Origin of the sequence: Clostridium sp. D33t1_170424_F3, assembly GCF_015667585.1 — a bacterium.
Taxonomy (GTDB): domain Bacteria; phylum Bacillota; class Clostridia; order Oscillospirales; family Acutalibacteraceae; genus Anaeromassilibacillus.
Genome location: NZ_JADPEG010000013.1, coordinates 1 through 13,212, shown reverse-complemented (window position 1 = coordinate 13,212; position 13,212 = coordinate 1). Strand labels below are relative to the sequence as shown.

Here is a 13,212-nt window from a genome sequence, read left to right as displayed (position 1 = left end):
ATATGCGCACAAACTTCCTGGCAAACGGAAATGTATCTAATGCTTTTTGTATGTATATACATCAACAGTTACAATTTCTTGACCGCCCCAATTTTTTTCTTGTACAGTAAATTCCTCTTTTACAAAGCCGTTACTTAATAGCACTTTTGATGAATATAAATTTTCTGGCATAACAAATGCTTGAAGTGTTGAAATATTAACTTCATTTACTAAATATTTAACCATCAATTTCAAAACGTCTGTTGCAATTTTCTTATTCCAGTAGTCCTCATTCAGACGATACCCTACTGTTATTTTATTTTCTCTCTTTTTGTAGTCAAACATTTCTGCTAAACCTACAAGCCTGTTAGGACTATCTTTTAAATAAACTCCTGCAATGATATACTTTTTCTTTTCAAAATCTTTTCCACCAAGATTTTTGATGGCAGTCTCTAATGCTTTGTTACTTTTCTTATATAAAAACGGCGGTATATACTTATAAATATTATCATTGTTGCTTATCTCTGACAACGCTGCAACGTCATTTAATTCCATTTTTCTTATAATAATTTTTTCGTTTTCCAAATATGGAAATACACCAAATAATTCTGTCATCATATCCTCCACCGATTTCAATTTATCACTTTGCTATAAAATGTCGATGATCTCTTGCGGGCATCATTTTTATATCACTCTAATAATACCGCATTCCTGTTTTTATTACAGTAAAAAAATCGTCCGATTTTTCACTTTTAAACGTAACAAGTAAATCTTTTCCCGCTGGGGGAACTGAAAAGTACGCAAAAAACGGAAAAACACAGTCGTTTTTATAATTTATCTTCTAAATCTATATGCATTTTTGTCTGTAATTCTATATGATAGTGGATTTTAATTAGTTGATATGCTACTGTATGCTTAAAAACAGGAGAAGGAGGATCGGGGAGAAAAATCAGAAAAACGCAGGTTGTATTGAACAGGAGGATCAAAATGAAAAAGCGACTTTTATCATTGCTGCTCTCTTTGACGCTGGCAGGGACAGGCCTCGGGCTGACCCCGGCGGCAGGAGCGGCGGAACCGGCGGGCGGGGCGCCTGCCGGCGCCTTTGTGACAGAGGCGCCAGGGGCGGATTTGCAGATCAGCTTCTGGGTGGACGAGGGAACACCCTATTATAATGTGGTTCTGGACGGGACCGCACTGCTGGAAGAGGCGCCCCTGGGCCTGGAAACCACGGTAGGCAGCTTCCAGAACAATTTGTCGGTTGTTTCCAGTGAGACCTCCAGCGGGGATTCTACATGGAATACCGTGGTGGGCGACAAGGCGGTGATCGAGGACCGCTACAATCAGACGGCGGTGACGCTCTCCAATGCAGAGGGGAAGACGGTCACCGTGGAGCTGCGCGCCTACGATACCGGCGCGGCGCTCCGCTATATTCTGCCGGAGCAGGAGAAGGAGTACCGCATCACGGGCGAATACACGCAGTTTGCGTTCCCGTCCGGCGCGGTGGCGCAGATTCATGAGGACCGCAACCAGACGGTTCCGCAGACCGTCCCGGTCGAAAGCTTCGCGGGCAGGCACTATTGCCGTCCGATGACGGTCGAATACGAGCATGGCGCGGTGGTCTCCATCTGCGAGGCGAACCTGGACGACTATGCTGTGATGTATATGACAAAGAGCGCGGACCGCACACTGCGCGCCATGTATGACGGAGGAAGCGTCAGCGTGGCGGCCAATGTGCAGAAGAGCAGCCCATGGCGCGTGTTTGTCGTTGCGGAAGAGCTGGCCCGCCTGCCGGAGAACGAGGACATCATCCTCAACCTGAACGAACCGGCGGATGAGGACATGTACAAATTCTCCGAATGGGTCAAACCCGGGCGCAACCTGATGCTGGGCGCGGGCAGCGAGACGACGGAGAACCTGAAGAACTGGATTGATACCGCCAAGGCGGAACATTTTGAATATGTGCTGCTGGATTACGGCTGGTACGGCCCGGAGCTGGACGACCGCTGCGACCCGCGTCTTGACCCGTCAAAGCTGGAGCCGGAGGAAGGCGATTCCGAGGAGCTGGCGGCGGTCAAGGAGACGATGAAGCAGTTCATTACCGCGGACAGCTATTTCGATGCGGGTGAGGGGTTCCCGCCGTACGGACTGATCACCGGCGAGCCGGTTCCCGGCTGGCCGACCGGCGGCAAATTCGCGCCGAAGCTGAACATGCGGGAAATCTGCGCATACGCCAATTCGCAGGGCGTCGGCATGATCCTGTATGTCAACAACCGCCACATGTTTGATCAATACGGGCGCTATACCGTGGACGAGCTTTTCGCGCGCTTTGAGGATTGGGGCGCGGCGGGTGTAAAGCCCGGCTTCATGAATGAGGGCGAACAGGCGTATGAAAAGCGGAACGAGGAAATGATCGAATCGGCGGCGCGCCACCACCTGGTCATGACGATCCACGACGAATACGTCACCTCCGGCATCGAGCGGACCTATCCGAACGTGCTTTCCACCGAGGGCGTCCTGGGCGACGAAGGCATCAAGGGCGACCAGATTGCGCAGGACATTTCCACCCTGTTTACCCGCGCGGTCCAGGGCCCGACCGACCACACCTTCTGTTATCCGGGCAAAGCGACAAAGGGCTATGCGCTGGCGTCGTCCCTGCTGTTCCGTTCCTATATGCATTCGCTGTACTGGTATGGCAATCCATCCAGCATCGGCGGCCTGCCGGAGAACGAAAAGCAGTTCTGGAAGGATCTGCCCAGCAGTTGGGATGCATTAAAAGTTCTGGAAGCGGGCATGTCCGAGTATGCGACCTTCGCGCGCAAGACGCGCGGCCTGGACGAGTGGTTTGTGGGGAGCGTCTCGGCGATCGACCGGGAAGCGCAGATTCCGCTTTCCTTCCTCACACCGGGCCAAACCTACGTGGCGGAAATCTACGCCGACGCGGTGGGACTGACCGGAACCTCCTCCAATAAAAACAGCAGCCCGCTGGAATGTGTCAGCTACCGCATCGACAGTACGGAGACAATGTACCGCCCGATGGCGTATGGCACCGGCTATGCGGTCCGTCTGCGCCCGGCGACGGCGGACGACGCGGAACTGCCCGTTTACAAGGGCGGCCTTGAGCGCCTGCGCAACACCCTGAAAAGCATCGAAGGGCTGAAGGAATCCGATTATACCGCGGCGACCTGGCAAAAGCTGTCGGATGCGATCGCCGCCGCCAACGCCCTGCTGGAAGAGGGCAATCCCACGGATGCGCAGGTACAGACAGCTGTGGAGGCGCTGATTCAGGCGAAGGACGGACTGCGGTCCGTCAACGTACTGTCCGAGAAGCTCAACCAGGCAAAGTGCCTGCCGGAAGGCCACTATACCCCGGAGAGCTGGGCGCCTTTGGCCAAAGCGGTTGCAACCGCGAAAGAGCTGCTCGCCAGTCTGGAGGAAGTGACGCAGGCACAGCTCGACGAGGCGGCGGAGCTGGTAAAGAACGCGCTGGCCGGGCTGGTGAAACGGCCGGTGGAGCCGGCGTCGACTGTCTACCTGAGCGATCTGGACTACGAGCCGAACTCCAGCAGTTCCTGGGGACCGATCCAGAAGGACCGCTCCCACGAGAACCCGAAGCTGGAACTGATCGTCAACGGCGTCCGCACTACTTTCCCCAAGGGTTTGGGTATGCACGCCAACGCGGACGTCTATTACAATCTGGAAGGCACGGATTATGAAATCTTTGAGGCCTATGTGGGCATCGACGCGCTCAAGGACAATATGGGCGACGTTATTTTCCGCGTGTATTCCGACGATGTGCTGATCTATGAGAGCCAGCCATCCGGGACGGGTGCGCGCGAAGCGCAGAAGATTTCCATTCCAGTCGCAAATACCAAAATCCTGCATTTGCAGGCGGATACGAACGGTCCGGACCAGGGCGATCACGCCGACTGGGCGGATGCAAAACTTCTGACCATGAAGGAGATCGACCCGGCGAGCACGATCACCGGCATCGCCATTGATGGAAAACCCTTACAGGAGTTCGATCCGGGCATATATGTCTACCAGTATCCCATTCAGGCGGACGGCCCCGTTCCGGAAGTGACGGTACAGGGCGGGAACGACGCGGTTTCCTATCGGGTTTACCGCGCGGCGAAGGTGCCCGGCATCACAACGATTCCGGTAACGCGCCCGGATGGTTCCGAGGTTGTCTATCAGGTCCGTTTCAGCACAACGTCGCCGGTTCACCTGAGCGATCTGGACTGGGCCAGTATGGACAACCAGGGGACCTACGGCCATGCCGTCAAGGACAGCGGCGTGGAAGGCTTGGGTATGCTGGTGACCGGTCCCGACGGCGAAGCGCTGGAGCTGCCGGAGATCAACGGCAAGCGCAAGGGCATCGGTATGCACTCCTACTGCATGGTGACGTACGACATCGCCGGCAAGGGCTACGGCCGTTTTGAAAGCTGGGTCGGCGCAAACCATCTCAAGGAGTACCTCAACTCCATGATCTTTAAGGTGTACTGCGATCAGGAGGAAGAACCGCGCTTCACCAGCGCCGCCATGACTTATGGAATGCCCGCCGAGTTTGTCAGCGTGGACCTGACCGGCGTGCGTACTCTGAAGCTGATGCTGGACCCGAACGGCTCCATCAACGGCGACCACGGCAACTGGGCAGACGCCAAATTCCTCTCCTATGACGAGGTTCAAACGGAATTCGCAATTGACGCGGAAGTGACCGGCGGTGCGGCAGACGTTTCCGTTGCGGAAGCGGGCACAGCCGGCGAGCGCGTGACGGTTTCCGTTGCGAATGTGGAGGCGGGCAAGGTCCTCGAGTCCATCACCGTGACGGATACAGCCGGAAACGCGATCGACATAGCGGAAATCGCGGCAGGCGAGACATACAGCTTCCTGATGCCGGGCAACGACGTGACGGTACAGGTGGCGCTGCGAGATGCAAAATCCTGCCTGTTGAACGTGCAGTACGGTTCCAACGCAGCGCTTTCCGCGGAGGGAACCGGGGACGTCATTCTGGACGGCAACGGCCTGTATGCGGCGAAAGCGCAGGAGAATGAGGAAGTCACCCTGACCTTCACCCCAACGGACGGTCCGTTTGCAAGCGCAACGCTGAATGGCGAGGACATCCCGTTTGAGACCAACAGCTGCACATACACCTTCACCATGCCGGGTGAAAACACCGTCCTGCGTTTTGTATTTACCTGTGTGAATAAAAATATTCTGGAAACCCTGCTGGAAAAGGCGAACGAAGTCACCGACGAACAGCTCAACAAACTGGTCGCGTCCGTCCGTGCAAAGTTCATCGCGGCGCGCGACAACGCCCAGAAGGTCTTTGAAAGCGATAAATCCACCCAGGACGAAGTGAACGAGGCCTGGAAAGAACTGCTCGACGCGATGCATTACCTCTCCTTCGAGGAAGGCACAAAGGACGAGCTGAAATACTGGCTTGACTACGCGGCCATGCTTGATCTGGACAACTTCACCCCGAAGAGCCAGGAAGGCTATACGGAAGCATTGGCCTATGCACAGGAAGTCTTTGACGACGAGGGCGAGACGCTGAAGGCGGAAGTCGAGAAGGCGGCAAGGAACCTGCACGAAGCGATTCTGCGCCTGGAGTTCAAGGCAAACACAGAGACGCTGGCGCTGTTCGTACAGCAGGCGCAGGAAATCGATCTGGATGAATATCTGGACGGCTCGGAGAAGGAAGCCTTTGAGAAAGTTCTCCCGCAGGCGGAAGCCGTTCTGGCAGATGCCAACGCGACCCAGAAGCAAGTCGACGAAATGGCGGATAAATTGTTTGATGCCCTGACCGGCCTGCGCGTCACGCCGGACCGGGAAGCACTGAAAGACCTGCTGGAGGAATCCGAAGCGCTTGACCCGGCGGACTACACCGAGGCGAGCTATGCAATCCTCCGCGCGGCATTGAATCTTGCGTGGGATACCTGCAATGACGAGACAGCCATCCCGAAGGATGTCGCCGTACAATATGCAATGGTGGAGAAAGCCCGCGCGGGTCTGGTTCCGGCGAACAAGCCGGAAACACCTGCGAAACCTGACAACAGGCCCAGCAGCAAGCCATCCAACAGCGGCAGCAAGAGACCGTCTGGCAATGTTTCCGGCGCAGGAACGGCAGTCGCTGTGACCAGCCCGGTCATCAGCGCGGCACAGGACGTGATGGGCCAGAAGTCTGTCCGTTCCGACACGACAATGAACTTCACCCTGAAGAGAGGCAGCGCGTACTGCTTCAAGATGACAGTTGTTAATGGAAGCAATGCGGCCCCGAGCTTCACCGTGGGCAACGGCAATGTGCTCAAGACCCAGTTTGTGGCGAAGATCGACAATGACTGCTATTACAGAGTCTGGGCGGTCGGTACACCCGGCCAGAGCACCGGCGTGTATACCACAATGTCCAATGAGGAACCGCAACAGCATTGTGTAATCACAATTGCTTAAAATGGTCTCCGCTGTAAGCGCGTCCCGACCGGAGGTCCCGAATGAAGCCGCACAACAGCATTGTGTAATCACAATTGCTTAAAATGATTTTCGCTGTAAGCGCGTTCCGACCGGAGGTCCTGAATGAAGCAGAACGTCGGCGTTGTGTGATAACGTTGGCTAAAGAGATAGGATAGCGATCCGGAAGAATTTCCGAAGATGCGTCCCGACCGGAGGTCCTGCCGCAGCCCATTTGGGCTGCGGCAGGTTGCTTTTGTTTGGACAAATCTTGTGCTATAATGAACAGACAAAGGGGGCGATTAAAATGGGAGAAACGGCACTGCTGGTGGTCGACGTCCAAACGGCTCTGCTGGACGGTCACCCGTACCGGGAACGGGAAACGCTGAAAAATTGGCAGGACTTGTTGGCCGCCTGCCGGAAAAAGGGCGTTGAAGTGCTCTATGTCCGGCACGACGGCGGCGCGGGCGATGAGCTCGAGCGGGGCGCGCCCGGCTGGGAAATCGCGGGGGCGGTGGCCCCCGCGCCGGACGAAAGGATCTTTGAAAAGCGGTTTAACAGCGCGTTCCGTCAAACCGGCCTGCGGGCATACTTGGAGGAACATGAAATCACGGAGCTTGTCCTGGTGGGGATGCAGACGGAATACTGCATCGATGCAACCTGCAAAGCGGCGTTTGAATACGGGTACAGGCTGACCATTCCGGAGGACGCCGTCACCACGTTTGACAATGGGGATTTTTCCGCGGAGGACCTGTGTGCGTTCTATACGCGGCGCATCTGGAAAGACCGCTTTGCCACAGTGGTTCCCACAAAAGTATGGCTGGAGGAGCTGGAAAAGCAACCGGACGGCGGGGTCCGCTGATCCTTTCAAACAGGAGGCCGTTTGTCCATTCACAAGATCGTTCCGCTGAACAGTTTCACCCGTATCGTTTGAGAGAAAGGGTGTGCGCGTATGACTTTTTTGGATCGGATGGCAAATACCTCTGCCGAGGTGATCCTGAGCCTGTCCATCATGCTGTTTGCCGGGTTCCTGGTAACGAGGATCACCAAAAAGCTGCGGCTGCCGAATGTGACCGGATACATTCTGGCGGGCGTATTGATCGGACCGTATGTACTGCATTTAATTCCTGATTCCATGATATCCGGGATGGAGTTTGTGACGGATATCGCTTTGGCCTATATCGCATTCGGCGTGGGCAAATATTTCCGGATTTCAGAGCTGCGGAAAAGCGGCAGGCGTGTGATTCTCATCACCCTGTTTGAAGCGCTGTTCGCCGCGGCGGCTGTCACGCTGACCATGATTTTTGTGTTCCGCCTGTCGGTTCCGTTTTCCCTGCTGTTGGGGGCGATCGGTTCCGCGACGGCCCCGGCCTCCACAATTATGACCATCCGGCAGTACCGCGCGAAGGGCGAGCTGGTCAACACCATTTTGCAGGTGGTCGCGCTGGACGACGCGGTGGCCCTGATTGCGTTCAGCATCTGCGCGGCGGTGGCCGAGGAGATGGCCTCCGGCGGCACACAGATGAACTGGGGCGTTTTCCTGATCCCGCTGGCGCTGAACGCGGCGGTGCTCGCGCTGGGGGCGGGCTGCGGCGTTTTGCTCCGGTGGATCATCACGGACCGGCGTTCCCGCGAGCACCGGCTGGTGCTCATCAACGCCGTAATTTTTGCGCTGACCGGCGTGTGCACCCTGCTGGATGTGTCCCCGCTGCTGGCCTGTATGCTGATGGGGATGGTCTATGTCAATCTCATCACGGACCGCCAGCTCTTTAAACAGGTCAACCATTTTACGCCCCCGATCATGCTGCTGTTCTTTGTACTGTCCGGCATGCGGCTGGAAGTTCCCATGCTGCTGACGGCGGGCGTGATCGGCGTGTGCTATTTTGTGGTGCGGATCGTCGGCAAATATGCCGGTGCGTATCTCGGCGCGTGGGTGACCCGCTCGCCGGACGTGATCCGGAAATACCTGGGTTTGGCGCTGATTCCGCAGGCCGGCGTGTCCATCGGCCTGGCGGCGCTGGGGCAGCGTCTGCTTCCGGCGGATTTGGGCGCGATGCTGTCCACGATCATCCTGTCCTCCGGCATCCTTTATGAGATGGTGGGGCCGGCCTGCGCCAAGGGCGCGCTGGCGCTCTCGCACTCCATTCGTCCGGAGTCCGCGCCGCATGAAGAACGGCAAAAAAAGCAAAAGCCGGGAGGAAAGAAAAAAGGCTAATATTTACAAAGGCCGCGGCTCAATGGACCGCGGCCTTTCACTTTTGGCAATCTGTTCACATAATATGGATTTATGTTGCGAAAATATGGACTTTTCATTCTAAATCAAAAGTCTGTCTTGCAATTCATTGTAAAAAGCTTTATGCTATATTCATAGAAAAAAATGAATGATTTGGTTACTTCTGGGGGAATTGTATGCGGAAGGGCGCCGCTTGAGAGGCGATTTTCCGTTGTGACAAACCGTTGCCGGATGGAGCTATGATGCAGGCTTGTACTGTAATAAAGCGAATGAGTCTGCGGCTGTCCCGATAGCGGGCAGGGCTGCCGCACTTGGAAGAGATACCCGCGACTCTTTAAAATGCGCGGTTTGCGAAAACCGCAGAGCTTCAGCAGTTCTACGTGTTGGGTAGAACGAAGGAAGGAAGAAGGTCTTAAGCGGCCGGCGGATCTGGAGGTCGGATCAGCAGGAAGGAGAGCAGCCGTCGTGTCGGACGGTTGTTGGCCGCGCCCCTGATCGACGGCACAGTCTGTGGTGGGCTGTGCCGCCGTCCAAGGGTCTTTTAAAATGTGAAAAGGGATGCCGTCTCAATGACGGCAACAGCAGGAGGGGCCGATTGAAAATCGGCCCCTCCTGCTGTTTTTGCGCGGGCATATGGAAGGAATTTCCGGGCGGCCTGTGGACATAAGAGCCAAATAATGGTTGCTTTCTCTCCCTGAAACCGATATAATATAACTAATCATTCCCTTTTTTGACAAAAGAATATCACCCGGCAAAGCGTTTGGAATTTTGCGGCAAACCAGCGCCTGCGAGACCAGTAAAACGGGACCGGTTTTTCCGCACCGTGTGGTTTTCTTTAAGGCGCGCACCGGATGAACGGTTTTGGGCCAGAATTTTCATAAAATCCCGGAACTTCCTTTGGCGCGCTCTGTGGCTGAAAGGGGAAAATACTTGAGGAGTGTGATACCCAATGGCAAACAATTCCACGGCAGCCAGGAAAGACTTCTTCAGATTGAAGGAGAACAACACGACGGTTCGCACAGAGATTGTGGCGGGCCTGACCACCTTCTTCACCATGGCGTACATCATTTTCGTCAACCCCTCTATTCTGGGCGCGACGGGCATGGACGCTGGCGCGGTTATGTTGGCAACCTGTATTTCCGCGGCGATCGGCACCCTGCTGATTGGACTGTTGTCCAACTATCCTCTGGCGCAGGCCCCCGGCATGGGCCTGAATGCGTTCTTTGCGTTCACCATCTGCGGTACCTATGGCTATTCCTGGCAGGCCGGTTTGGCGGCCGTCTTTATCTCCGGCATCATCTTCATCCTGCTGACCGTCACCGGCGGCAGGGAAGCGATTGTCAACGCAATTCCGCTGCCGATCAAAAAGGCGATCAGCGGCGGAATCGGCCTGTTCATCGCAATTGTGGCGCTGGTTGGTTCCGGCATTGTGGCGAACAGCGATTCCACCCTTGTGACGCTGGGCAATTTCAGCGATCCGAAGGTGCTGCTTGCGGTCATCGGTATCATCATCACGATTGTACTGGTGGTATGGAATGTCAAGGGCGGCCTGTTTATCAGCATCATTGCTACCACCATTGTGGGCGCGATCATGCAGTTTGGCTTTAACGCGGACGTCGGCATTGCAATGGGGTCCTCTGTGGGCGCTTCCCTTGCGCCGACCTTTGGACAGTTCCTGGGCGGCTTTGGCGAGCTGCTTAAATTGGACCAGGGCATTGGCGTGGCGATCTTCTCCCTGATCGCGGTTTTAATTTCCCTGACCATGGTCGACATGTTCGACACCGTCGGCACCCTGTACGGCACAGCCGGCAAGGCGGGCTTCCTGACCAAGGACGGCAAGCTGCCGAACGCGGGCAAGGCGCTGCTGGCGGACTCCATCGCGACCTCCGTGGGCGCGGTGCTCGGCACCTCCACTGTGACCACCTATGTGGAATCCAGCGCGGGAATCTCTGAGGGCGGCAGAACCGGCCTCACCAGCGTGACCACGGCGGCGTGCTTTATCCTCGCAATTTTCCTCGCCCCGTTCCTCGGCTTCATCCCCGGCGCGGCGACCTATCCGGTCCTCGTTCTGGTCGGCGTGATGATGATGGGCGGCGTGCGCGAGATCGACTGGAACGATATGGAGCTTGCGATTCCGTGCTTTCTGACCATTGCGATGATGCCGTTTGCGTACAGCATTTCCGAGGGTATCGCTTTCGGCTGCATCAGTTACACCGTCATCAAAATGGCGCGCGGCAAGTTTAAGGAAGTGCATCCGGTCATGTACGGCATTTCGGTCCTGTTCCTGATCCGGTATATCCTTCCGTACATTCATTTCTGATTACAACGTATGTAACGTTCCCAACTGTGAAACAGGGCGGGCGGCAGTGTGAAACAGCACTGCCGCCCGTCCTGTTTTTTTGTTTAGTACCATTCGGTACTGCTGCAAACAACCTTCCTGTATTTCGTGTTACAATGCGAAAAACAGAGGATGGGACGTGCGGCGTATGGGATACTTGGATAATCGGTTTCGTAAGAGGGAACAGAGATTGAGGCGGAATTATGTGATCGATGACCATTTGCTTCAAAGACTCATCGATTTAACAACGGTTTATGAGGTTTCCGTGAGTGGGCTCGTCAATACAGCCATTGCGCGTTTGGTTGAGACAGAGAATATGACTTTGTATAAAAGATCGGAATGTGAAAATTCTGTTGTACGTACTTTTTTTATTTACGAAAGCAATTTAACCGGGTTGGAAATTCTTCGGTCCAAATTTGGCCTGAGTGTCTTTATGCTGGTCAATATTGCGATTCGGAACCTTGTGGAAGAGGAAGATGAATAATGCTTTTATGCTGGTTTGTTGTGCGGAGCAGCGGGTTTGGCATGATTTTGTCCCTGCGGTTTATACTAAGGAAAAGCTAGTTGTATCAATCGGAGGGGCTGTCATGGAAGTGTTTGCGGACTATTTGGCAGGGATAGAGAAGGAAGAACATCGAATGAAACTGAAAGAGGTGCTTTCGTGGGTAAAGCACAGCTTTCCCAATTTGGAAACCCGGATTGCCTGGAATCAGCCGATGTTTACAGACCATGGTACATTTATCCTGGGATTCAGCGTGTCAAAGCAGCACTTTGCCATTGCGCCGGAGGCAAAGACGATGGCGGCGTTTTCCAGTGAGATTGCGGCGTCCGGATACAGCCAGGGCGCGCACATTTTCCGGATCAAGTGGATCGATCCGGTCGATCATGCGCTGCTGGAGCGTATCATCCGGTACAATATAGAGGACAAAAAAGAATGTCGGACGTTTTGGAGAAAATAACGCGTCGGGTAATCGCCAAAGGACATTCGAGTCCGTATGGAAAAGTGACAAACGGGCTTGACAAAATTCGACAGCTTATGTTTTAATAATAAAGAGCAATGGCGCTTTACAGTGCTGTTGCTTTTTTTGTGTACAGCTGAAGCTTACTTAGATTTGCACGGGGTCATTCTTGATTTTGTCCGCGTTGTCAGAACCTGAATGGAAAGATGATGAAATACAGTAAAGCAGGCTCTCTGGGAATGGGGGATTCATAGATCGGTGGGCAGGGAATGCGCATTCCGGCCTCCGGGGAGGGGAAATTTATGTTTCACGAAGAGATTGCAGCGGCGGCGAACGCCGCAAAGGGAAAATATCATCTGTTGAAAACGAATCCGGCAGGCTACTTCCTCGCTTCTGTTTTGGCGGGCGTTTTCATCGGGTTTGGCGTTCTGCTGGCGTTTACAGTGGGTGGGCAGCTCAACGGGAATCCGGCCAATAAGCTTCTCATGGGCTGCACCTTTGGCGTGGCCCTAAGTTTGGTGGTCATTGCAGGCGGGGAGCTTTTTACCGGGAACAATCTGGTTATGGCCATGGGCGCCGCGAAGAAGACGGTTTCCGTCGGGGCCTGCTGCAAGGTCTGGGCGGCAAGTTATATCGGGAATCTGGTCGGGTCGGTTCTGCTTGCATTCGTCTTTGTGGGGTGCGGCCTTGCGACGGGCGCGGTGGGAAAGTTTATTTCCAGCGCGGCGGCGGTAAAGATGTCCCTTTCCCCGCTGCAGCTGGTCTGCCGGGGGATCTTATGCAATATGCTGGTCTGCCTTGCGGTCTGGTGCGGATTCCGGTGCAAGTCGGAATCCGGCAAGCTGATCATGGTTTTCTGGTGCCTGCTGGCGTTTATCACCACTGGCTTTGAGCACAGCATTGCCAACATGACGCTACTGACCATCAGCCTGCTGGCCCCCGCCGGGGATGCGGCCGTCTCCCTGGGCGGGGAGGCGTATAATCTGCTGTTTGTTACCCTCGGGAATTTGATCGGGGGAATTGCATGCGTTGCGCTTCCCTATTTGCGGATTGGAAAGCAGTACCCGGAAAACAGGGCGTAAGCCGTGCATTTGGAGCATCCTGTCCATAAAAACCAGCGGGCTGGAACTAAACGTTCCAGCCCGCTGTTCCGTTAATCAGCTTTAGCAAAAGGACAACCCCCGGCTAAGCCGGGGAGAGTAAAAAAGATTAAATAGTGAAAAAACCTTCTGGTAGAATAAAGTCGCGGTCGGTCAACT

General features: G+C 54.8%; 8 protein-coding genes. 7 read left to right on the top strand and 1 reads right to left on the bottom strand.

All coding sequences use genetic code 11. The annotated features are described in order from the left end of the window. Positions 1-36 precede the first annotated feature (36 nt). A complete protein-coding gene (locus I4V53_RS09950) occupies positions 37-597 on the bottom strand; it encodes a GNAT family N-acetyltransferase (protein ID WP_286167103.1) in 561 nt (186 codons plus the stop codon). Positions 598-966: 369 nt separating this feature from the next. Between I4V53_RS09950 and I4V53_RS09945 the strand changes: the two genes are divergently transcribed. The 7 genes from I4V53_RS09945 to I4V53_RS09915 all read left to right on the top strand — a co-directional run bounded on the left by I4V53_RS09945 (position 967) and on the right by I4V53_RS09915 (position 13,035). Beyond that, a complete protein-coding gene (locus tag I4V53_RS09945; RefSeq protein ID WP_195985541.1) occupies positions 967-6,426 on the top strand; it encodes an NPCBM/NEW2 domain-containing protein in 5,460 nt (1,819 codons plus the stop codon). Positions 6,427-6,730: 304 nt separating this feature from the next. Next, positions 6,731-7,285: a cysteine hydrolase family protein gene (locus tag I4V53_RS09940; protein ID WP_195985540.1), complete on the top strand. Its 555-nt coding sequence runs from the start codon at positions 6,731-6,733 to the stop codon at positions 7,283-7,285. A gap of 90 nt (positions 7,286-7,375) precedes the next feature. After that, positions 7,376-8,638 carry a cation:proton antiporter gene (locus I4V53_RS09935; protein WP_195985539.1) on the top strand — a complete coding sequence of 421 codons (1,263 nt, stop codon included), beginning with the start codon at positions 7,376-7,378 and terminating at the stop codon, positions 8,636-8,638. A gap of 967 nt (positions 8,639-9,605) precedes the next feature. Further along, positions 9,606-10,976, top strand: coding sequence for an NCS2 family permease (locus I4V53_RS09930; protein ID WP_195985538.1), 1,371 nt, complete (start codon positions 9,606-9,608; stop codon positions 10,974-10,976). 223 nt (positions 10,977-11,199) lie between these two features. Next, complete coding sequence (locus tag I4V53_RS09925; protein WP_195985537.1) at positions 11,200-11,478, top strand: hypothetical protein; 279 nt, start codon at positions 11,200-11,202, stop codon at positions 11,476-11,478. A gap of 103 nt (positions 11,479-11,581) precedes the next feature. After that, the gene (locus tag I4V53_RS09920; RefSeq protein ID WP_195985536.1) at positions 11,582-11,953 is read left to right on the top strand and encodes an iron chaperone; all 372 of its coding nucleotides are present in this window, start codon (positions 11,582-11,584) and stop codon (positions 11,951-11,953) included. Between the two features lie 302 nt (positions 11,954-12,255). After that, positions 12,256-13,035, top strand: coding sequence for a formate/nitrite transporter family protein (locus I4V53_RS09915; protein ID WP_195985535.1), 780 nt, complete (start codon positions 12,256-12,258; stop codon positions 13,033-13,035). Positions 13,036-13,212 lie beyond the last annotated feature (177 nt).

What these genes read in the sequence shown, in the direction of transcription:
- I4V53_RS09920 (WP_195985536.1), top strand. Translation starts at nt 11,582, where the DNA reads ATGGAAGTGTTTGCGGACTATTTGGCAGGGATAGAGAAGGAAGAACAT.
- I4V53_RS09945 (WP_195985541.1), top strand. Translation starts at nt 967, where the DNA reads ATGAAAAAGCGACTTTTATCATTGCTGCTCTCTTTGACGCTGGCAGGG.
- I4V53_RS09940 (WP_195985540.1), top strand. Translation starts at nt 6,731, where the DNA reads ATGGGAGAAACGGCACTGCTGGTGGTCGACGTCCAAACGGCTCTGCTG.
- I4V53_RS09950 (WP_286167103.1), bottom strand. Translation starts at nt 597, where the DNA reads ATGATGACAGAATTATTTGGTGTATTTCCATATTTGGAAAACGAAAAA.
- I4V53_RS09930 (WP_195985538.1), top strand. Translation starts at nt 9,606, where the DNA reads ATGGCAAACAATTCCACGGCAGCCAGGAAAGACTTCTTCAGATTGAAG.
- I4V53_RS09935 (WP_195985539.1), top strand. Translation starts at nt 7,376, where the DNA reads ATGACTTTTTTGGATCGGATGGCAAATACCTCTGCCGAGGTGATCCTG.
- I4V53_RS09915 (WP_195985535.1), top strand. Translation starts at nt 12,256, where the DNA reads ATGTTTCACGAAGAGATTGCAGCGGCGGCGAACGCCGCAAAGGGAAAA.